The organism is Mammaliicoccus sp. O-M54 (assembly GCF_022386035.1).
In the GTDB taxonomy this organism is placed as follows: domain Bacteria; phylum Bacillota; class Bacilli; order Staphylococcales; family Staphylococcaceae; genus Mammaliicoccus; species Mammaliicoccus sciuri_A.
On record NZ_JAJNJE010000002.1, the window covers coordinates 15,768 to 38,860 of the forward strand.

General features: G+C 34.0%; 21 protein-coding genes. 4 read left to right on the forward strand and 17 right to left on the reverse strand.

The genetic code is table 11. From position 1 onward, the window contains the following. Window positions 1-13: 13 nt before the first annotated feature. The 10 genes from cysI to LQ673_RS04250 form a co-directional block, all read right to left on the reverse strand. The gene (gene cysI, locus LQ673_RS04205; protein ID WP_374199839.1) at window positions 14-1,717 is read right to left on the reverse strand and encodes an assimilatory sulfite reductase (NADPH) hemoprotein subunit; all 1,704 of its coding nucleotides are present in this window, start codon (window positions 1,715-1,717) and stop codon (window positions 14-16) included. A gap of 14 nt (window positions 1,718-1,731) precedes the next feature. Beyond that, window positions 1,732-3,552: an assimilatory sulfite reductase (NADPH) flavoprotein subunit gene (locus tag LQ673_RS04210; RefSeq protein WP_126477974.1), complete on the reverse strand. Its 1,821-nt coding sequence runs from the start codon at window positions 3,550-3,552 to the stop codon at window positions 1,732-1,734. Between the two features lie 102 nt (window positions 3,553-3,654). Continuing rightward, window positions 3,655-4,386, reverse strand: coding sequence for a phosphoadenylyl-sulfate reductase (locus LQ673_RS04215; protein ID WP_037590199.1), 732 nt, complete (start codon window positions 4,384-4,386; stop codon window positions 3,655-3,657). A gap of 657 nt (window positions 4,387-5,043) precedes the next feature. Continuing rightward, the gene (locus LQ673_RS04220; protein WP_126477972.1) at window positions 5,044-6,666 is read right to left on the reverse strand and encodes a BCCT family transporter; all 1,623 of its coding nucleotides are present in this window, start codon (window positions 6,664-6,666) and stop codon (window positions 5,044-5,046) included. A 339-nt stretch (window positions 6,667-7,005) separates the two neighbouring features. Beyond that, window positions 7,006-7,695 (reverse strand): LrgB family protein, encoded by a 690-nt coding sequence (locus LQ673_RS04225; protein ID WP_037590201.1) that lies wholly within the window; start codon window positions 7,693-7,695, stop codon window positions 7,006-7,008. Then, window positions 7,692-8,027, reverse strand: a complete 336-nt coding sequence (locus LQ673_RS04230) for a CidA/LrgA family protein (RefSeq protein WP_191836305.1) — start codon at window positions 8,025-8,027, stop codon at window positions 7,692-7,694. Before LQ673_RS04230 ends, LQ673_RS04225 begins: the two co-directional genes overlap by 4 nt. A gap of 196 nt (window positions 8,028-8,223) precedes the next feature. Then, entirely contained in the window at window positions 8,224-9,120 is an 897-nt protein-coding gene (gene cidR / locus LQ673_RS04235) for a cidABC operon transcriptional activator CidR (RefSeq protein WP_191836298.1), read from the reverse strand. Between the two features lie 35 nt (window positions 9,121-9,155). Further along, on the reverse strand, window positions 9,156-10,490 hold the full coding sequence (locus LQ673_RS04240) for a sodium-dependent transporter (RefSeq protein ID WP_191836297.1): 1,335 nt from the start codon (window positions 10,488-10,490) through the stop codon (window positions 9,156-9,158). A 70-nt stretch (window positions 10,491-10,560) separates the two neighbouring features. Continuing rightward, complete coding sequence (locus LQ673_RS04245) at window positions 10,561-11,706, reverse strand: FAD-dependent oxidoreductase (RefSeq protein WP_410250517.1); 1,146 nt, start codon at window positions 11,704-11,706, stop codon at window positions 10,561-10,563. A gap of 16 nt (window positions 11,707-11,722) precedes the next feature. Next, on the reverse strand, window positions 11,723-12,286 hold the full coding sequence (locus LQ673_RS04250; RefSeq protein WP_103361078.1) for a PadR family transcriptional regulator: 564 nt from the start codon (window positions 12,284-12,286) through the stop codon (window positions 11,723-11,725). 214 nt (window positions 12,287-12,500) lie between these two features. Between LQ673_RS04250 and scdA the strand changes: the two genes are divergently transcribed. The 4 genes from scdA (at window position 12,501) to LQ673_RS04270 (ending at window position 15,439) form a co-directional block, all read left to right on the forward strand. Next, a complete protein-coding gene (gene scdA, locus LQ673_RS04255; protein ID WP_159316013.1) occupies window positions 12,501-13,184 on the forward strand; it encodes an iron-sulfur cluster repair di-iron protein ScdA in 684 nt (227 codons plus the stop codon). A gap of 25 nt (window positions 13,185-13,209) precedes the next feature. Then, on the forward strand, window positions 13,210-13,965 hold the full coding sequence (locus tag LQ673_RS04260; protein WP_191836295.1) for a class I SAM-dependent methyltransferase: 756 nt from the start codon (window positions 13,210-13,212) through the stop codon (window positions 13,963-13,965). 58 nt (window positions 13,966-14,023) lie between these two features. Then, window positions 14,024-14,461 (forward strand): VOC family protein, encoded by a 438-nt coding sequence (locus LQ673_RS04265; RefSeq protein WP_191836294.1) that lies wholly within the window; start codon window positions 14,024-14,026, stop codon window positions 14,459-14,461. A 111-nt stretch (window positions 14,462-14,572) separates the two neighbouring features. Then, window positions 14,573-15,439 (forward strand): nuclease-related domain-containing protein, encoded by an 867-nt coding sequence (locus tag LQ673_RS04270; RefSeq protein ID WP_191836293.1) that lies wholly within the window; start codon window positions 14,573-14,575, stop codon window positions 15,437-15,439. Between the two features lie 869 nt (window positions 15,440-16,308). Here the strand turns inward: LQ673_RS04270 and LQ673_RS04275 are convergent. The 7 genes from LQ673_RS04275 to LQ673_RS04305 form a co-directional block, all read right to left on the reverse strand. Continuing rightward, entirely contained in the window at window positions 16,309-17,277 is a 969-nt protein-coding gene (locus LQ673_RS04275; protein ID WP_191836076.1) for a sugar phosphate isomerase/epimerase family protein, read from the reverse strand. 12 nt (window positions 17,278-17,289) lie between these two features. Then, window positions 17,290-18,330 carry a Gfo/Idh/MocA family protein gene (locus LQ673_RS04280; protein WP_239705852.1) on the reverse strand — a complete coding sequence of 347 codons (1,041 nt, stop codon included), beginning with the start codon at window positions 18,328-18,330 and terminating at the stop codon, window positions 17,290-17,292. Between the two features lie 17 nt (window positions 18,331-18,347). Continuing rightward, complete coding sequence (locus LQ673_RS04285) at window positions 18,348-19,064, reverse strand: ThuA domain-containing protein (protein WP_196308199.1); 717 nt, start codon at window positions 19,062-19,064, stop codon at window positions 18,348-18,350. A gap of 15 nt (window positions 19,065-19,079) precedes the next feature. Beyond that, complete coding sequence (locus tag LQ673_RS04290; protein WP_129407440.1) at window positions 19,080-20,156, reverse strand: Gfo/Idh/MocA family protein; 1,077 nt, start codon at window positions 20,154-20,156, stop codon at window positions 19,080-19,082. A gap of 237 nt (window positions 20,157-20,393) precedes the next feature. Then, window positions 20,394-22,046: a Na/Pi cotransporter family protein gene (locus LQ673_RS04295; RefSeq protein ID WP_037589238.1), complete on the reverse strand. Its 1,653-nt coding sequence runs from the start codon at window positions 22,044-22,046 to the stop codon at window positions 20,394-20,396. A 151-nt stretch (window positions 22,047-22,197) separates the two neighbouring features. Next, on the reverse strand, window positions 22,198-22,563 hold the full coding sequence (locus LQ673_RS04300; RefSeq protein WP_037589237.1) for a Na-translocating system protein MpsC family protein: 366 nt from the start codon (window positions 22,561-22,563) through the stop codon (window positions 22,198-22,200). Between the two features lie 29 nt (window positions 22,564-22,592). Next, window positions 22,593-23,075 (reverse strand): carbonic anhydrase, encoded by a 483-nt coding sequence (locus LQ673_RS04305; RefSeq protein ID WP_107590451.1) that lies wholly within the window; start codon window positions 23,073-23,075, stop codon window positions 22,593-22,595. Window positions 23,076-23,093: the final 18 nt, after the last annotated feature.

Here is a 23,093-nt window from a genome sequence, read left to right on the forward strand (position 1 = left end):
CCCCATTTTCTGATTAACTATGGAAGTCTTGCCCTGATTGCACTTCTTTAATTATGCCTTTACGGATAACAAAGTCTCCAAAGTGTTCTCCATCATTTTTTTCTTTACCGTATTGAATCAGAATTGGTTTTAAGCTTTCTAAAATCTCATCTTCACCAATATTTTCTTTAAATAATTTATTTAAACGATTTCCAGTGAATCCGCCGCCAAGGTACATATTATATTTACCTGGCGCTTTACCGATAAATGCAATTTCAGCTAATGCTGGTCTTGCACATCCATTTGGACAACCTGTCATTCGAATCGTAATTTCTTCTTCATTTAAACCTGCTTCATCTAAAAGTCCTTCAATTTTATTGATCAATGTTGGAAGGTAACGTTCTGATTCAGCCATTGCTAAACCACACGTTGGAAATGCTACACATGCCATTGAATTTCTTCTAAGTCCTGTATAATGTTCACCATCTGTTATGCCATATTGATCAATAATTTTTTGAATTTGTTGTTTTTTACTTTTGGCAACATTGGCAATAATTAAGTTCTGGTTAGGCGTTAAACGGAAGTCACCTGTATGAATTTCAGCTATTTCTCTCAAGGCTGTCTTCAATTTGTAATCAGAAGTATCTTTGACACGTCCATTTTGGATAAATAATGTAAAGTGCCATTTTCCGCTTCCTTCAGTCCAACCGTATCGGTCACCATTATGTTTAAATTCAAATGGTTTCGCCTCTTCAATTTCCCAACCTAAACGTTTATTCAATTCTTCACGAATAAAATCAACACCTAGACGATCAACAGTATATTTAAATCGTGCGTTCTTTCTGTTTTCTCTATTACCATAATCACGTTGGATAGTTAAAATCTTCTCACAAACATCTACCGCTTCTTCTTTAGGGAAGTAGCCTAATAGACGTCCTACTTGAGGGTATGTCTTCGTATCACCGTGTGTCATACCCATACCGCCACCGACTGTCACATTAAATCCGACTAATTGATCATCTTCAATAACTGCAATCAATCCGATATCTTGTGAATAAACATCAATATCATTTGATGGTGGTACAGCGATACCGATTTTGAATTTTCTTGGCAAGTATGTCTTACCGTACATTGGTTCAACTTCTTCTTTTGTATCGACTATTTTTTCATCGTCTAACCAAATCTCATGATACGCACCAGTTTGAGGTGATAAATGATCACTTATTTTTGTAGCAAGTGTATCTACTTCTTTGTGCACGCCTGATTGATAAGGATTTGGATTACACATGACGTTTCTGTTAACGTCACCACATGCTGCTAATGAATCCATAACAGCATGGTGGATACTTTGCATTGAGCTTTTTAAGTTTCTTTTTAAGATGCCGTGGAATTGAAATGCTTGTCTTGTTGTCAATTTGATTGTGTTGTTAGCGTATTCTGTTGAAATATCATCCATCGCAATCCATTGATCAGCAGTAGCCGTACCACCTGGAACTCTTACTCTAATCATGAAACTATATGCTGGTTCTAACTTTTGTTTACGACGCTCATCACGAATATCCCTATCATCTTGCATATAACTACCATGGAATTTAAGTAATTTAGTATCGTCTTCAGCTATTGCTCCAGTTATTTCATCTGCTAAACCTTCTTTAATTGTTCCTCTTAAATAATTACTTCTATTCTTAATGTGTTCCATTTCATCTAATTTGTCGGATAAATTAGTTTGAGTGCTCACAATATTGCCCCCTCTTAATAAATATCTCTTTGATATCTTCTCTCTTTTTTCAATTCAGTTAAAAATGCTTCTGCTTCTTCTTCGTTATAATGTCCTTCTTTTTGAATGACATTTAAAATGGATTGATGCACATCTTTAGCCATATGTTTTTCATCTCCACATACATAGATAGCTGCACCTTCTTGAATCCATTGATAAAATTCTTTACTGTTTTCTTCAATTCTATGTTGTACATATACTTTTTCTTCTGAATCTCTCGAGAACGCGACACTTAATTTATCAAGCACGCCATCTTTCAACCAACCTTGCCATTCTGTTTGGTATAAAAAGTCTGTCGTAAAGTGTTGTTCGCCGAAGAATAACCAAGCTTTATTAGTAAGCTCTAATTCTTCTTTTTCTTGAATATATGATCTAAATGGTGCAACACCTGTACCTGGACCAATCATAATGACAGGCGTTTCACTTGTTTTAGGGAACTTAAAGTTCGGATTCTTCTTCAAGTAAATTGGTACTGTATCACCAGGTTGTAATCGTTCTGCAAATTGTACTGAGCAAACACCTTTTCTATCTCTATCATGAGAATGGTAACGAACTGCTCCAATCGTTAGATGTACTTCATCAGGTGCTGCTTGATGACTACTTGCGATTGAATATTCACGAGCTGGCAATTTTCTCAATATTTGATGTAAAGCATCTGGTTGTAAATCTTCAGGTGGAAAATCGTTTAATAAATCTATAAAATCGCGACCTTCAACGTAACCGTATATCCATCTATCTTTTTTAACCTTTTCAGATAACACGCCATTACCAAAGATATTCGCAGCTTTTGTAACGATTGGTTTAGTTAATTTAGTAATTTCGAAATGATTAGTTAATGCATCACGTAAAGTTAACGTATCTCCTGAATCATTAATTGGTACGATTTCTTCAGGATCCCAAACGAGTGTTTCAATTAACTCTGATACAATTTCAGGATCATTTTTCGGGAATATGCCGATACAATCACCTGGTTCAAATGAATCATTGAAACCTTCTAAAGAAAGTTCGATATGTCTAACTTCTTTATTTGAACCTCTACCGTTCAAGTTAATATTTTCTAAAATTTCTGCTTCGTATGGATTCGAGCGTGAATACGTTTGAGTAGCTGATAAATCTTCAGCTTCTAATTTAACGGGTTCTTCTGCTGTTTGACCTGATACTTGGCCAATTGAATTTAAAATGTCTTCCATCCATTTTTCAGCAGGTTCATCAAAGTCTAAATCACAATCTACTCTTGGATGTATTCTCTCTGCACCTAACTCTTCTAATCTCTTATCAAAATCTTTACCAGTCTGACAGAAGAATTCATACGATTCATCTCCAAGTGCTAGCACTGAGAATCTTACATCATTCAACTTAGGTGCCTTACGACTATGTAAAAACTCATGGAACGTTATTGCATTATCTGGTGGATCTCCTTCTCCATGAGTCGCTGTGATAATAAATAAGTCTTCTACTTTCTTTAAATCTTTTGTCTTAAAATCTTCCATACATGCAAGATTGACATTGAATGATTTTTCTTTTAATTTACTTTCTAACGTTTCAGCTAAACCTTGAGCATTACCAGTTTCAGAACCAAACAATACTGTAATATCTCTCTTCTTAAACTTAGGTTCACTGCTCACTGCTGTAGATTGCTCAACAACAGGCGCACTTGCTTGACCACCTTGTACGACTGACGCCGATAAGTAACCACTCAACCAAATCTTTTGTTCATTTGTAAGTGTTGCAAATACTTGATTTAACTTTTCTGACTGCTCTTGATTAAAAGGGCTATTTGTTACTGATAATTCCAAAGATGTCACCTCATCCTGTCCAATTATTTAAGTTTTAAATACTATTCTTATGGGAATAGTCTGATTTATGCTAAAAAAAGATTAATAAATCTCTTAATTAGATTACTTAGGTTTATTATTTACTGTATGCAAACCACATTCAGTTTTGTTGAAATTCGTCCATCTTCCTTCTCGTGAATCACCTGACGAAGATACTTGAGCTGTACAAGGAATACATCCAATACTTGGATAATTAAAGTCATGAAGTTCATTGTAGGTTAAATCGTGGCGTTCGATATATGCCCATACATCGTCCCAAGTCCAATAAATTAAAGGACAAACTTTTATAGATTTAAATCTTTCATCTTTATTAATAAAATCGGTATTTTGTCTACTTGGAGATTGTTCTCTTCTTAATCCTGAGACCCAAGCAGTAGCGCCCGATAATACTTCTTCTAACGGTTTAATCTTTCTGATATAACAACATTGATTCGGGTCACTTGTCCATAGTGCCGGTTCATATTGATCTGCTTGTTGCTCTAGCGTTAAATCTGGCTTTTTAAGTTCAATATTTAATGTTGGATATCTTTCTTTCACACGGTCAATCAAATCGTATGTTTCTTGAAAATGTAAGTCAGTATCTAAGAATACAATTTTGGCATCTGGCTTAACTTTTGATATTAAATCTATCAAAATCATACCCTCTGCCCCAAAACTACATGAATATACGATAGAATCTCCATAATGTTCATACGCCCATTTAATTATTTGATATGCACCTTTAGTTTCATCGTCAATATCAATATCTTTAAAAGGATCAGTGTCAAAACGTTCATATGTTAACACTTCGGTCATGATATATAACGTCCTCCTTATGCTTATTTCTACAAGCTTTTTAAGTTTAAAATCAATGTTTTTAACAGAATTTATTTTAAACAGATAAGTTTACTAAGAAATAATAAATTATGATGATTAGCATACCCGATACAACATATGATGTCAACTGTTCTTTTTAAATTTTCAGTCAATTTAATGAAGAAATTATTCACTCAAAATGATAGCCGTTGCGAACACTTCAGTGTTAGTTTGTTTTAACTGAGGGGCTTAGTTACAAAACTTCTTGGATTTGTTACTAACACCCTCCTTAGTTACAAAACTTCTTGGATTTGTTACTAACGGCACCCTTAGTTACAAAACTCCTTGAAATTGTTACTAACGGCACCCTTATTTACAAAACTCCTTGAATTTGTTACTAACGGCGCCCTTATTTACAAAACTTCTTAGAATTGTTACTAACGGTCTCCTTAGTTACAAAACTCCATAGAATTGTTACTAACGGCCTCCTTAGTTACAAAACTCCTTGAAATTGTTACTAACGGCCTCCTTAGTTACAAAACTACTCAAATTTGTAACTACTCGTGTCGTTATTCACACTTCTCACCAAAACTGCTATAAACAAAATAATGATATAAAAATTTCCAACAAAATCATGTGATTTTGTTGGAATTTTCTTTATAAGTTATCGTCTTCTTTTTCTGCTCGTACTTGAACGATTCTTAATGATCGTCGTTCAACTGCTTTTAATTTTTCAGCTCGTTCTTCTAATTTAATTCGATCTCCGCCTAGTGTCCGGATAAATGAAACCATCATCATCACAAATATAACAGTTAGTGGCACACTTGCTAATATGGATGCTGTCTTCAAGACGTCTAACGCGCGTTCTCCACCTACTAACATTAATGAAAATGGCAATAAGCATAATGCAAACGCCCAGAATAAACGATTTGCTTTTAATGGTTCGTCTATGACTTCTTTTTGAGTTGCTGCTGCTAATATATATGATCCTGAATCAAATGTTGTTGCTAAATATAAGAATGCTGAGATTAAGAATAGGACAATCATTACTTTTGGAAATGGTAATTGATGCATCACTTCTATTATAGTGGCTTCAGCGCTATGTTGATTCAAGAATTGAATGACATCAAATTGTCCTGAAATTTGTAAGAACACTGCATAGTTACCAAAGATACCAAAGAATAATACACACCCTAAAGTCCCATAAATAATTGTACCTAATACGACTTCTTTTAACGTACGACCTTTGGAAATTCTGGCAATAAATAAGCCAATAAATGGTGCATATACTAACCACCAAGACCAATAGAATATCGTCCAATCTTGAGGGAAGTTTGTTTCTTTTCTATCACCAATACCGCCAAATGGTTCTAACCATGTAGCCATTCTAAAGAAATTCTTCAACATATTTCCTAATCCTGATACAGTCGTTTCCATAATAAATATCGTTGGTCCGACAATCAGTACGATTCCTAAAATTAAGAATGTTAGCCAAACGTTAATATCGCTTAATTTTTGTATACCTTTTTTCAGACCTGTATAAGAACTAAATGCAAAGATGACCGTAATGATGAGCAAGATAATACTTCTCATAACCATATTCTCACCATCTAGTCCTGTGAGTCGCTCTATCCCTGCAGAAATCATTGGCACACCTAGTGCTAATGATGTCGCTGCACCACCTAACAATCCAAAAATAAATAAAATATCTACAATTTTGCCGAGTAATTTATCCGTTTGACCTTTTAAAATTGGTCTACATGCTTGGCTGATTTTATAGATTGGTTTCTTCTTAACAAATACTAAATAACCAATTGGCAATGCAGGTAACACATAAATCGCCCAAGCTATTGGGCCCCAATGAAACATGCCATACATTGTTGCATACTCGAGTGCTTCATCTGTCATACTACCTGCACCATACGGCGGTACTTGATAATAGTATGCCCATTCGATGACACCCCAGTATAAAATGTCTGAACCGATACCCGCACAAAACAGCATCGAAATCCAACTAAAATTATTAAATTCAGGTTTATCACTTGCTTTACCTAAAGTGACATTCCCGTATTTCCCAAACGCTATGTATAATACAAATGCAAAAACAATCAATCCAAGTAATAGATACCATGCACCTAATGAATCCGAAATAATATCATTGATACTTGTGATGACTTCTTGACTAGCTTTAGGGAATACCATCATCGGTATAACAGCGATAAGTAATACTGCAACCGTCCCATAAAATGTCCACCAGTCCATTACTTTATGTTTCTTCACTTCTGAACACTCCTCGTTGTCGATTAATGTACATCGTTAAATAATCATTTTTAATGAACACGATGATTTAAATCACAATGAAGACGATATAGAAGTTTTAATAAAAATGCAAATTACATACAATGAAAAGCATCATTACTTATGAATAAATATATATAATACGCATTTTATAATCATTATAAATATTGCTACAACGGTTGTGTTAAGTTAAAATTTAACGAACATAACAAATCTAACGTACTTTTATTATGTATTTTTATACATGTTTTATGAATATAAATTTATATAAAAAAGAAGGAAATATGACATGAATTTTGCCATATCTCCTTCTATATCTCATTAAATATAAGTGGTCATTAAATAAAGTACTGGTAACATAATCGCACTGAGTACAGCTGTTAAAATCATACCAATTGTACTAAACGCACCTGCTTCAATATTAGATTCCAAAGCTTTTGCTGTACCAAACGCATGTGAAGCATTACCATACGTTAAACCTTTTGCTAAATCACTTGTAAACTTCGCTTTACTAATATAAAAATTACCTAAAATACTACCAATTAAGCCTGTTGCTATAATAAACATTACCGTTATTGTATCTGTTCCACCCATTTGGTGAGACACTTCAATACCTACTGCTGCTGTCATCGATCTAGGTAAAATTGTGACAATCGTTGAACTCGGATATCCCATTATATATAGAACGCCATAAATGAGGACAAAGTTAACCATGATACCAGCTAATACACTTGAAATAATAATTTTGAAGTTCGCAACAATCAACTTTCTATATTTATATAACGGATAAGCTAAACTCACAACTGAACAATCTAAAAATTGATGAATCCATGAACCACCTACCATGTAGTCTTTGTAATTCATACCTAACACTAATAAAATTGTGACAATCATAATTGAAGCAATCAGTGCTGGATTGAGTATAGGATGTTTATATTTAATTTGTAGTTTCTTAGCGATGATAAAACAAGCTAATGTTAAAAGTACCATCAATAAAGATTGTATAATCATGATGCATTCTCCTTATCCGTTTTATTAATATTTAAAAACTTCTCACAAACATAACCAGATGACAGTGCTACCAAACTTGTACTCACAATGAGTAACACGACCATAATGATATAACCTGGTCCAATCTGATCTGCAATATCCATTATGCCTACAATTGAAGGCACAAAGAATAGAATCATAACATTAATTAATTTATTAGCACCGACTTCTATCCATCGTTCAGGTAAAATACCTGTTAGAAGTAATAAAAATAATAATGCTAGTCCAACAATACTACCTGCAATTGGTATATGTAATATTTCTTGAAGCCATTTACCAATTTGAGTAATCATATATATGAGAGATACTTGAAATAGTATCTTTATAAACAATTTAATCAAATGCGCTCATCCTTTTAATAAGACTTATAGACAATATTATAGGACGGTTCAAAGTATTAATAAAATACATATTATCGATTTAACATATTCCGTATTGGAATAGTTTAAACCTATCATTACTGCTCAAAGCAAGAAACAGGCTAGAACATTATGTTCCGGCCTGTTTCTTGATTAGTGATTCTTTTAGAAATAATATCCATTCTTTCGTAACTCTGTTAACATAGGCACCTTTTTTCCAAATTAATCCGAGATGCCAATATATCTTTTCACCTTCAAGTTCAATCATTGTTACATCATCACTCATTTGTTCAGCAATACTTTGTGGCACAATAGATAGACCAAGTCCTCTTTCTATCATATTGCTGATAAAGGTAAGCTGTGATATTTTAGCAACTGTCTTTGGATAGAAACCTTCTTTTCGACAGTTCTCAATAATCATATCTCTTAAATAATAGTCATCGTGAAACAAGACAAATTCTTCATCTTTTAATTCACTGATTGATACTTGACATCTTTCGGCAAGTTGATGTGATTTATTCACTACTAAAAACAATTCCTCTTTATAAAGTGGCACACTGTTATATTTAGATGAGTCTACAGGTAATGTCGTCACACCAATATCTACTTCATCTTTATTAATATAATGTTCTACCGCTTTACCGCCACCTTCAGTAACTTCGTATGTGACGTTAGAATATTTACCATGAAAATTCTCAAGACTATCTGTTATAAGATCCACTTTAATCATAGGTGATAACCCTAATCTAATGTGTCCACGTTGCACTTCAAAGATATCATTCAATTCGAGCGTCAAATGATCGAATAATGTTAAGAATTCTACCGCTTTATCGTAAAATACTTCGCCAGTATCTGTTAGTTTAATGTGTTTTTGTGAACGATCAAATAGTGTGACATCAAATTCATTTTCAAGATTTTTCACAGCTTTACTAATTGTAGATTGCGCGACAAATAAATGTTCTGCCGCTTGGGTCATACCACCATTTCTAACAATTTCCACAAAATATTTTAACTGTTTAAACTCCATTTGCTATACCTCATTTCATGAATTTCATGACAGAATTAAAGCGAACATATAAATACGATAAGTATAATAATTGGAATGATATATCTCATTAAGAACTTCCATAATTTAAACCATTTTAAAGACAGTTGATTCCCCATTTGGAATTCTCTTTTTACAATAGCTTGATCCATTCTAAACGAAATAAATATAGCAATTAGCAAACAGCCAATTGGCAATAATATATTGCTCACTAAATAATCTGTAGCATCAAATATAGACTTCCCAAAAATCGAAACATCTGCAAGAACACCATATGACAGTGATGATGGAATACAAGCGATAAATGTCAGTAATCCTAATATCCACACTATTTTCGAACGTGATCTTTTGCCTTCTTTTTCGAAAGCTGAAATGATAATTTCAAATTGACTAAATGAAGAAGTCAATGTCGCAAATAAGAATAACAGTAAAAATAACGTTAAGAATAATGAACCAAATGCCATTTGGCCAAATACATTAGGTAATACGATAAATAATAATCCAGGACCTTCAGTAGGTTCTAATGAAAAAGCAAATACAACTGGGAATATCGCCATTCCCGCTAATATAGACACGATAATATTCATAATCGATACTGACATAGCTGACGTTGGTAAGCTTTCCTTTTTACTTAAATACGAACTATAAGTAACCATACATGAGAATCCAACAGCTAACGCGAAGAATGACTGACCTAACGCATACAATACACCTTCAGCTGAGAAATCTTCAAAGTTGAAACTAAAGAAGAACGATAATCCTTCAGACGCGCCTTCTAAAGTTACTGCTCTAACAACAAGAATAATAAAGAATATAAATAATAAAGGCATTAATACATTATTGGCACGTTCAATACCTTTTTTAATACCGAAGTTTAACACAACAACATTCATTAAAATAAAGACAAACACACCGATTAATACAGTAAATGGCTCTCCTATAATTTGTTCAAAGACTTTACCGTAGTTTGTACCATCAGATATAAGATTGCCTGTTAATCCCAATGCTGTATAGATTGTAATCCAACCACCTACAACACTGTAAAAGGATAATAATAAGAAACATCCAATAACACCAAGTCTGCCCGTTATTCTCCATGGTGATTTTGGTGCTAGCGTATCATAGGCTGCAACAGCTTCTTTGTTTGTTGCACGTCCAATGATAAATTCCGAAATCAACATTGGTAAGCCAATAAATAATGTAAATATAATAAATAACAATAAGAAGGCGCCACCACCGAATTGACCTGCAACATAAGGAAACTTCCATATTGCGCCAATACCGATTGCAGCACCTGCTGATGCCATAATAAATCCTATCTTAGATGACCATTGATCTCTTTGTTTGACCATGTTATCACTCCATTCAGTTCTTCCTTAATTGAAGTATAACGTAAATTAATCATCTACACAGTAAGAATTTTTATGACATTAGTTCTACATTTGTAAATATACTGCCCATTTTTTCAGCAGCATTATCCGAAAACATTAAATCTAAATTATCTTGAGATTCTTGTGCATGTTCTTCAGAAGCTTTGTACATTTCATCTTCGTAAGCTGTTATCACATCTTCTAAATTGTCATGATTTTTAAATGCGCGTGCTAATAAATACGCATCATATAGTGCTGTATTAACACCTTCACCAGCGAATGGACTCATAACGTGAGCCGCATCACCTAACAATGTCACATTCGATTGACGATTCCATTTGAAACCAATTGGCAATTTATAAATTCTTCTAAATAAAGCTTGATCATCAGCGTATGAAATGTATTTTAAAAGCTCTTTATCCCAATCTTTAAAATCTTGTAATAAACGTGATTTTAGTTGGTCAGGAGACAAAGCTTTATACTTATCTAGATCTTTATATGGCATGCGATAAGTGACATAAACTTTAATCGATCCATCACCATTCAATTGCCCGAGTATAGCTTGATCACCGCCAAGCGCCATGATTTTACCATTCTTATTAAAAGCAGCTAAATCTGGAAATTGTTGTTTCACATCAGAAACGTTTAGTTCGACCATTGAAATACCTGTATAGCTGATTTCTTGCTCTGTTATAAATGGTCTCACTTTAGAAAATGATCCATCTGCACCGACTACAACATCAAAGATTTCACTCACATTATGATTAAAAGTGACTTTAACTTTATGATTATCTAACGTTTCGATTGCTTTAAATTCATAATGATAACGGATGTTTTCTGGATTGATTTCGTTAAGAAGCATATCGCAAAGTTCACCACGGTCAATCTCTGGTCTTCCACCTTCACCTTCTGCATCATCTTCAAAATACAATGTGCCATCTGGTCCTAGAATTTTTGTATCTTCGCCTTCAAATCTTGCCATACTTTTAAATGTTTCAATAAGACCAGCTTCTTTAATCGGCAATTGTCCGGATTCTTCGTGAATGTCTAACGAACCCCCTCTATTGCCATTAATATTGCGCTCACCTTTTTCAAATATCGTAAATGGAATCCCTTGTTTCTGTAATAACAAACCGAGCATTAAGCCACCAGGACCTCCACCTATAATTGCGACTTTATTATTTTTATTGCTATTCAACATGTTTACCTTCTTTTTAATTTTTATATAAGTTTTTTGCTTTTTCTTTTGTTTCATTTATAAATGATTCGAATTTCGCTTTTTTCTCATCATCTTCTACTGCTTCTCTTCCCGCTAACATAATTTCTTTAAATAAATCTCTAAGTTGATTTCGTGCATCTTCCATTGCTTTAATATCAACATTTTGGAATCCTTCTAATCGTTTCGTAAATTCATCTTGATCGATGTTTTCATTTAAAAATGTTTCACCCTCATCTGTAATTGTATAAACTTTTTTATTACCATCTTTAGAAATTGATACAAAGTCTCTATCTTCTAACATTTGCAAAATTGGATAAACAGAACCTGGGCTTGGTGCATAGAATCCTTTGAATCTTTCTTCTAAATCTTTAATGACTTGATAACCATGTTTTGGTTCTTCTTTTAACATTTTTAAAATAATAAATTGTAAGTTCCCTTTCTTAAAGAAACGATCTCTTCCCGGATGTCCGCCAAAACCTCTGCCAAAATCAAAGCCATCACGATTCATCATATGACCTCTGTGATTGTTAAATCTTCCCTCAAAATTTCTTCTAAACATATAATCACCTTTCTTCTTTTCGATATATCGTTATATTATCCGATATATCGAAAATAGTCAAGCGATATATCGGAATGAATTTTATCGACATCTTTTCATACCATATTTTTTACAATTTTATGTAATTTTCATGGAATTCCCTAATACTGAGAATGTTTCTCATATAATATAATTGAGATATATAGAAGGTAAATATTTTAAAGGAGGTCATTACATGATTACTAAAGAGCGTCATGTTGCTGATGTCGTAACAGATATTCCAAAGTCTGCTGATATTTTTCGTAAATACGGTATCGACTTTTGTTGTGGAGGTGATGTATCCATTGATGAAGCCGTGTCTAATAATAAAAAGGTCGATTTAGAAACATTGTTAAATCAACTCAATAGCATACCTGCCGATCAACAAAATGGCGGAATTGATATTAAATATTTAGATGCTGCTTCACTTATTCAGTACATTCAATCTCGATATCATGAAGGATTGAGAACTGAGTTCCAAAACTTAACACCTTATGTTACAAAGTTGGCTAAAGTTCACGGTCCAAGTCATCCATATTTATTAGAACTAAAGGACTTATATACTAAATTGAAGTCTGCATTATTAGAACATATTGACGAAGAAGATCATCAGTCGTTCCCTAAACTTTTAGATGTATCAGCAGGTAAACAAGTTGATCAATTAAACGAAACGATTACATCTTTAGTTGATGAACATGATGAAGCTGGACAATTATTACGAGAAATACGTGCCATCACAAACGATTACCAACCACCTTTAGAAGCATGTGGTACATGGAGACTTGTCTATCAACGTTTAGAACAATTAGAACGCGACACACATGAACATGTTCATTTAGAAAACCACGTATTATTTAAGAAATACAAACATCTACTTTAAAAACTTTTTAAAGGAATGATTCATTATGAAAAAAGAAGCTGGACATACATTTTTAGCGAAGTTAGGTAAGAAACGATTAAGACCTGGTGGAAAAATTGCGACAGATTGGCTTATTAAAAAAGGGCATTTCACGAGAGATAAATATGTATTAGAAGTTGGATGCAATATGTGTACAACAGCTATGCAAATTGCGAAAACTTACGGATGTAGAATTGAAGGTGTCGACTTAAATGCTAAAGCTTTAGAAAAAGGTATTAAAAATGTATCATCTGCAAACTTATCTCATTTAATAAATGTTCAAAAAGCTAATGCCATGAACTTACCTTTTGAAGATGAACAATTTGATATCGTATTAAATGAAGCGATGCTTACAATGTTGCCGATTAAAGCGAAAGAACAAGCATTAAAAGAATATTACCGCGTCTTGAAACCAGGTGGCATCGTATTAACACATGATATCGCCATTATTAATGTTAAATCTAAAGATGAAATTATCCATCATTTAAGTGATGCCATTAACGTTAAAGTAACCCCATTACCAACAGCAGAATGGTACAAACTTTATCAAGATGCTGGTTTCAAACAAATAGAATCGTATATTGGGGCGTTAACACTGATGACGCCAGCTGGCATGATACGAGATGAAGGTGTATTAGGTACGCTTAAAATTATAAAAAATGCCTTAAAAAAAGAAAATCGATCTATGTTCTTTAATATGTTTAGAACAATGAAACGATATAAAAAAGATATGAATTATATTGTTCATGCTGTTAGGAAATAACCGTCTCAAAAGATATAATAGTTATAATATAACTATTAACTGAATTGGAGATGTAAACATGAAATTAAATAAAATGGACCATGTAGGTATAATCGTTGAAGATTTGGAATCTGTTAAAGCATTTTTTAGTACGTTAGGATTGGAACTGATTGGAGAACAAAATATTAACGGTGAATGGATCGGTAATATTTATGGTGTAGATGCTTTAGAAGCAAGCATTGCTATGATGAAAGTTCCTCACGATGAAACAGCTATAGAACTCATACAATTTCGTGACCAATCATCAATGACCAACAAATCTATACATTTCCCAAGAAATGTAGGTGCTAGTCATTTTGCATTTTCAGTTCAAAATATTGAACAAGTTGTAGAACAATTGGCCACAACATCCTCTCAAGTGATCGGAGAAATTACGCAATTCGAAGACATCTACAAATTGTGTTATATCAAAGGTCCAGAAGGTATTTATATCGAATTAGCAGAAAAACTCAAATAAGTTATAATAAAAACATTTTGGAAATCAAGATAATCGGTTTCTAAAATGTTTTTATTTGTATTTTAGTGGAATATTATATATAATAAATGTAAAAAAATAGGAGGTTGATAGATGGAACTCACACGATATAACAAGGCAATCTTTGGTCGAATAGATGCCAATCAAGACACCCAAGAAATTTATCGACAAATCCAAGGAGAAGAAGGTGAACAAATTGTACAACAAATGTTAGATAAAGAACTTAAGTTAAATTATGTACATAACATTGAATTAAATATAAAGAACCAAATTCAACTCGATTTCCTCATTGTAGATGATGATAAGATGATTAATTTAGAAGTCAAACATTATAAAGGCGACTATTATATCATCGATAATCAAATGAAAAATAGTTACGGGAACATATTCCAAACCCCCTTTTCACAAATGAAAAGAGCCGAATATGAACTTGAATTGATTAAATCACATCTAAATATTAAACGAGATATTATATCTTATCTCGTATTTACAAACCCCACATTTACACTTCACTCTGACATACCTAATCGTAAACAGGTACTGTTACCAACAGAGTTACACAAAATTCCTAAGTTATTTAATAATTTTAAAGTAGACGAAAATAGAGCCATCCTCAATAAAATCAAAACACTTAAGCAAGATTTTTCGAAGACCTACCCTAGACATATAATTCCATTCGAACAAATCAAACCAGGCTTAAGATGCCCACATTGCCGTAAAATCAACCAAATACAATTAGATAAACGAATGCGATTCGGTCATTGTATGTATTGCTCAAGACATATACAGAGACAGTTACTCTACTTAGAAAATTTAAAAGAATTATACGTATTAAAGAATGGGCCATTTACTTTAAAAGAAGCAGAATTGTGGTGTGGTGGGGATGCGCATGCTATCAGAAGAGTGTGCAAACGTCATTTTAAGAAGAAGGGAAAACATAAAAGTTATTTTTATTTATAGAATAATGCCTTCTAAAGTAAGGAATTTGGGCTCTTCTTGGCTTTATTCCTGCTTTAAGCCAAGACTTGGGGGATCTCTTGGCTTTACTCCTGCTTTAAGCCAAGACTTGCGGGATCTCTTGGCTTTACTTCCTCTTTAAGCCAAGACTTGGGGGATTTCTTGGCTTTACTCCTGCTTTAAGCCAAGACTTGGGGGATTTCTTGGCTTTACTCCTGCTTTAAGCCAAGACTTGGGAGATCTCTTGGCTTTACTCCTGCTTTAAGCCAAGACTTGAGGGATCTCTTGGCTTTACTCCTGCTTTAAGCCAAGACTTGGGCAATCTCTTGGCTTTACTTCCTCTTTAAGCCAAGACTTGGGCAATCTCTTGGCTTTACTTCCTCTTTAAGCCAAGACTTGGGAAATCTCTTGGCTTTACTTCCTCTTTAAGCCAAGACTTGGGGGATCTCTTGGCTTTACTTCCTCTTTAAGCCAAGACTTGGGGGATCTCTTGGCTTTACTCCTGCTTTAAGCCAAGACTTGGGGAATCTCTTGGCTTTACTCCTGCTTTAAGCCAAGACTTGGGGAATCTCTTGGCTTTACTCCTGCTTTAAGCCAAGACTTGAGCCATCTCTTGGCTTTACTCCTGCTTTAAGCCAAGACTTAGACAATCTCTTGGCTTTACTTCCTCTTTAAGCCAAGACTTGGGGGATTTCTTGGCTTTACTCCTGCTTTAAGCCAAGACTTGAGCCCAAATTTATAAAATGACTGTATATTTTTGTATATTTCTAATTTTTAAAAGTGAATCTACTTATCCCCATCCCCCTAGATTCACCCCCCTCTCAAAAATAAAAACCATGGTATCAGCCCTCAAGCTGAAACCATGGTTTTCTTCATGCCCACCATATATTATCTAATGATTCGTTTATATTTACTGCTTGTAAATTATGTGCTGCTTTTTGGAATCCTTCTTCTACTGACATGATTGGGTCTTCATGTTCTATACTCACGACATAATCATATCCGTTGATTCTCAATGCGCTTATAATATCTCCCCATACTTGTGGGCTATGTCCATAACCGACTGTTCTGAATGTCCAAGCTCTTGTTTGAACTGAACTATACGGCTGCATATCTGTTAATCCGTACATATTGACATTTTCTTGGTCGATATAAGTATCTTTTGCATGAAAATGATGAATCGCACCAGCTTTACCTAAAATTTTAATGGCTGCTATCGGATCAATGCCTTGCCACCATAAATGACTCGGATCTAAGTTCGCACCAATCGCATCGTTTGTCGCTTCTCTAAGTTTTAAAAGTGTATGTGGTGTATGTACTGAGAATCCAGCGTGTAGTTCAATACCTATTTTAACGTTGTGGTCTTTAGCAAACTGCGCCGCTTCTTTCCAATAAGGTATCAACTTCTTCTCCCATTGCCACTCTAATATTTCTGAGTAAGCTGTTGGCCACGGTGTTACTGGCCAGTTTGGATGTTTAGCGTCTTCATCTGACCCCGGTATACCTGAAAATGTATTAACAACTGGGACACCTAGAATCGAAGCTAATTTCACCGATTTAATAAATGTCTCATGTGCTTGTTTAGCACGTTCTTTATCTGGTGAAACAGGATTGTCATGACAACTGAATGCACTGATTTCTAATCCGCGTTTCTTGATAGCGTCCATAAATGCTTGTCTTTTACTTTCATCTTCTAACAATTCATCTACATTACAAAAATGGTTACCCGGATTCCCACCTGTACCGATTTCGACCATTTTCAATCCAGATTCTGCAACATGATCTAACATTTCTTCAAACGTTTTATCTTGAAAAAGTACTGTAAATACACCAATTTTCATATGTAACACCCCTTATTTTATTTTAACACTCGTTCCTTGTTCACTACTTTTATAAATTGCATCTATTAATGCACTCACGCGTCTAGCTTCTTCAGGTTTCACGACCAGCGACTCTAGTCCTAAACAACAATTCACAAAGTTTAAAGTCTGACGTTCTGCAGCAATATTTTCATTATGTTCAGCATATGCTTGTTCGTTGAAAAATGTACCAAATCGAGGTTGATAAATTTCAAATGGATAAAGGTTAATACCCCCATCTACACCAGACATACTTAAGTGAATTTTATCTTCTTTAATATTCGCAGACCATGAGCATTCGAACTGCATCGTTGAACCGTCTTCAAATGTTATAAATGAAGATACATGGTCATCTACTTCAAACGTTTCATGATCAAACGTTCCCCAATCATTGATTTGATTAGGTGTCTTACTCAAACGATTGTACGTCTTACCTAATACTTCGACTGGTTTCGCATCCGTTTGTAACCATAAAGCAAGGTCTAATAAATGGCATCCATAATCAATTAGACTGCCGCCACCTTGAAGTTGTTTATTTGTAAACACACCCCAGCCCGGAACTTTTCTTCGACGCAATGCTTGTACTCTCGTTACAAGCGCATCGCCTACAACACCTTCATCAATTGCACGACGAGCTGTTATTGCAGCATCTGTAAAGCGGTAATGATAGCCTATTGCGAGCACTTTACCGGATTGATTTGCCGCTTCAATCATTGCATCACATTCTTTGCGATTCATAGCCATTGGTTTCTCACAAAATACATGTACACCTGCATTTAGCGCTGCAACTGTTATTTCTGCATGAAATTTATTTGGTGTACATATGACGACCGCATCTACACTTTTAAACATCTCCTCATATTCTGAAAAGACATTTGGAATTTGAAATTGTGATGACACTTTTTTAGCGAGTTCTTCATTAATATCTTGTACGCCAACAATTTCAACTAAGTGATTTAATTTTTGTAAAGCTGGTATATGTCTGTTTTGTGCGATACCGCCGACACCTATAACACCTAGTTTAAGTTTATCCATAAATATAATCTCCTATTTTATTTCTCACTAATTTCTTCTAAAGGTTGTGCATTACCATATTGATGTTTTGGTGTGCGATCATTTTTCGCCCACTTAACAGCATTTTTAATAACTTGTTGAATTTCTTCATTATAATAAGTAGGGTAACTTTCGTGTCCCGGTCTAAAATAAAAAATCTTTCCGTTTCCGCGCTTAAATGTTGCACCACTTCTAAACACTTCTCCACCTTCAAACCAACTAATAAATATTGTTTCATCTGGTGCCGGTATATCAAAGTGTTCGCCGTACATTTCTTCTTTTTCTAATTCAATATATTGCCCTAATCCATCTGTAATTGGATGTGTTGGATCAACTACCCAAAGTCGCTCTCTATCATCTGCTTCGCGCCATTTTAAATCACATGTCGTACCCATCAAACTTTTGAATATTTTAGAGAAATGTCCAGAATGTAACACGATAAGACCCATACCATCTAGTACACGTGCTTTTACTTTTTCGACGATTTCATCTTTCACTTCATCATGTGCTTTATGACCCCACCATAACAAAACATCAGTCTCAGCTAATACTTCATCTGTTAATCCGTGTTCTGCTTCATCTAATGTTGCTGTTTTAACGTCGTGTTCTTCACTTAAAAATTCAGCAATAACATTGTGAATACCATTAGGATAAACTGCTTTAATTTCTTCACTTTCTACTTCGTGTCTATATTCATTCCATACTGTTATGTTCATTAATAAAACCCCTTCTTAGTCAAAATATACTGCTTTACCAGTCTTAGCTGATTCATAAAGTGCTTCTAATATTTGTGTAATCACAATTGCTTGTTCTGGTTTCACAACAGGCTCTGTATCATTAAGAATGCTGTCAATCCAACTACGTGCCTCTACTTCAGCTTCATCTACTTTTTCACCTTCATAAAAATCAACGCCTTTATTTTCAAGTTCTACTTGCGTTGTATATAAAGAACCAAAGTCTTCTCCGTGGATTCTTAAGCCATCTTTCATATCGGCACCACCTTCAGTACCAGATAATGAACATTTTGCTTCATCTACTTCTAAAGAGTTTAACGCCCAACTTGATTCAAGCATGATTGTCGCACCATTTTTCATCTTAATAAAACCGAAAGCTGAGTCCTCTACTTTGAACTTTTCAGGATCCCATGGTCCCCATGCATTAGCTGCATTTTCTTTCTTACCTAACTTATGAAAAGTTGAACCCATTACTGATTCTGGTTCGTAATTATCCATCATCCATAACGTTAAATCGAGTGCATGTGTCCCAATATCAATTAAAGGACCGCCACCTTGTTGTTCTTCATCTAAGAAGACACCCCAAGTCGGCACTGCTCTACGACGAATAGCGTGTGCTTTTCCGAAATAAATATCCCCTAAGTCACCACGCTCTGTCGCTTTATGTAAATATTGACTGTCAGGTCTAAATCTATTTTGATAACCAATCGTAAGTTTCTTGCCATTACGTTTAGCCGCTTCAATCATTTCTTGCGCTTCTTCTGTCGTCTTAGCCATAGGTTTTTCACACATAACATGTTTACCTGCATCTAATGACGCAACCGTTAATTCCTTATGAGAACTGTTCGGTGTACATACATGAATGACATCAATAGCATCATCCTTTAAAAGTGATTGGTAATCTTCGTAAACTTTCGCATTCTCCGTACCGTATTCCTTAGCTGCTGCTTGTGCTTTATCAATATCAATATCACAAAAAGCAACAATGTTCACTTCGCTTATTTTTTGTAAACTCGGTAAATGCTTACCATTCGCAATACCACCACAACCAATAATTCCTACATTCAAACTCATATGTACAACCCCTTTTATGTATTTATGCGACAGTTAATAATATTAAGCAATCGCTTACATTTTTGTTTATATAACTATGTTAAAATAAAAAACAATAAACACCAACGAATAACACTTGTAAAGACACTTATATTTTACATCTGAATATATTTTCATAAGTTAAAAATATTTTCAGTATGATAAATAGAAAAATGGGACAATTAACACATGTATACATGCATAAATTGTCCCATTTATTTATATTTTCACTTCAGTTGTTTGTGTGTATGAATGCTCTCCGAGGTTAATCATAGATTCTGATATATTTCGTGAGTGGTAACCAATTCTTTCGAGGATTGATATCATGTCGATATATACAAGGCTACCTTCTGGTGAACATTCTCCAGAGCTTAATCTCTTGATATGTTTTTTACGTAAGTCATGCTCTAGTACATATGAATCTTGGCTTCGTTTCACAACTTCGTCTTTTTTTAGATTGTCATAAACGTCAAATACTTCAAACGTTTTTTCATATGAAATTTTTACGTGTTCATATAACCGTTCGATGCTTTCTTCTGCTTTTGATGAAATTTGAATATCAGCTGATTGTTTCTTCTGCAATTCTTCTAAGTATGATTCTGTTAATGTAGATACTTTCAATATTGTTCTATTAACATCATATAAAACAGATAGCCTTTCAGCATCTTTAGCTGATAGTTTCTTCTCAGATAATTTATTTAAATATTGACGTACATTATCATACATATTATCTACTGCAAGGTGTTTATCTTTATGCTTTTTAATTGCTTTTTCATCAATATTTTCAACATTATTCAACATTGAAACAGTCATTTTACCGATATTTTGAATTTCATCTTGAGCCTCTTGAAGCGCGATACTAGGTGCTCGATTAATTAAATTATTATCAAGATATTTCGGTTTATATTTTTCATTTACATCTTCACCTGGAATGATTTTCGTTACAATCCAAGCTAATGCGAAGATGAATGGTAGTTGTATAAGTGTATTTGTTACATTGAATGTTCCGTGTGCAAATGCTATAACCATTTTTGGATTTAAATTCATAGCGTGTTGAATCCATTCCATCGTCATTTCGTAGAATGGTAATATTAATAGAAATACTGCTGCACCGATAACATTAAACATAACATGCGCCATCGCAACACGCTTAGCAGCGATAGAGCCTGCTAAACTTGCTAATACAGCTGTAATCGTCGTTCCAATATTGTCACCTAATAAGATAGGTAATGCACCATGTAATGAAACTAAATCATTGGCATAGAAACCTTGTAAAATACCAATCGTTGCACTTGAACTTTGAACGATTAACGTCACAAATGTACCTGCAAGTACACCTAATATCGGAGTAGAAGACATATCTAACATAATTTGTTTAAAGCCTTCTAAATTAGCAAGTGGTTTCACCGCACCACTCATTAATTCTAGACCGTAGAATAGTGATCCAAATCCGAAGAAAATCATACCGATATTTTTAACTTTTCTTTTTTGAATGAAGAAAATTAAAAATGCACCTAATGCTAGTATTGGTAAAGCATATTCACCAATGTTAATCCCAATAATAAACGCTGTGACCGTCGTACCGATATTGGCACCCATAACAACGCCTATTGCTTGTCGCATCGTCATAAATCCAGCACTTACGAGTCCGATTGTGATAACCGTTGTTCCTGAACTACTTTGTATTAAAATTGTCACGATCATACCTGCAAGTACACCCATAATAGGATTACTTGTAAATCTATTTAATATACCTCTTAATCTGTCGCCTGCTGCTGCTTGTAAGCCATCGCCCATTTGTTTAATCCCGTATAGGAAGATACCTAAACCACCGATGAATGTAAAAATCATTTGTAATGCCGAGAGTTCCATAACACACCTCTTTAAAGTTATTGTAACCATTGTGAATAATAAACTATAATTGTTAAGCTAATGTAAATTTTTAATTAACTTTTATTAAAATTATGATTATCTTTCTATTTTTTAATTTTAAAGGATTTTCATTATCGATTTATGGCAATTATTAATTAAAAAGTTCTTCAATATTATGATGCATTTTAAAGATCATCATACGTTCACCAGTTCTTGAACTTAAATCTGTATGGAAACTTTTGACGTCTTGTTGGGTAATATCAAATATCATTTGGTATAAATGATCCATGTCTGATTCTACTAATTTTGAACGTGTACGTTTTATACTCAATAAACCTTCTTGTGTTTCACATACGCTATATTCTGCAGGTGTAAGGACACCTTGTAAATCAACAATAATCATATCTCTTAAAATATCTGTCTTAACAGATAGAGAGCCTCTACCTAGATATTCTTTTTCCCATTGCGTAATGGCTTTACTAATTTTTGATTCACATGCTCCTTTAGTCATTTCCATATTTGTCTCTCCTTAATGCTAATTTTGCTTTATGTTAAATGTTCAGCAATTGTTTCAATATTGTTTTGATTGATGGTCATACCGTTTATTGTAATACCAGATGGTATAAGTGGATGATTAGACACTTGATGAATGCTTTGTTTAATACTTTGATGAATATCACTTTCACCATTTAACCATTCATGAATATTGTCACTACTAAACTCAGGCTTACAATTTTCAAATAAGTAATCAAGTGTTTTAATTTTTTCTGTATGACTTTTGACACTTTCAGGTAATGCGATTACTTGTTTATCATCTGACTTTCTAATGATATATACATGCTCTATATCATATTCGTAAATCGCGATAATAATAGATCGCATCACATCACCATATGCATGCGCAATTTCTGCCTGAAAGCTTTGTATCGACATGACATGATTTGGGTTGAAATTTAAAGATTCAACAAGTTGGCTTTCTAGATGTGTATTTAAATCAGATAGTATGAGTATATTTTTTTCATCATTCATATTATACATCCTCTCGAG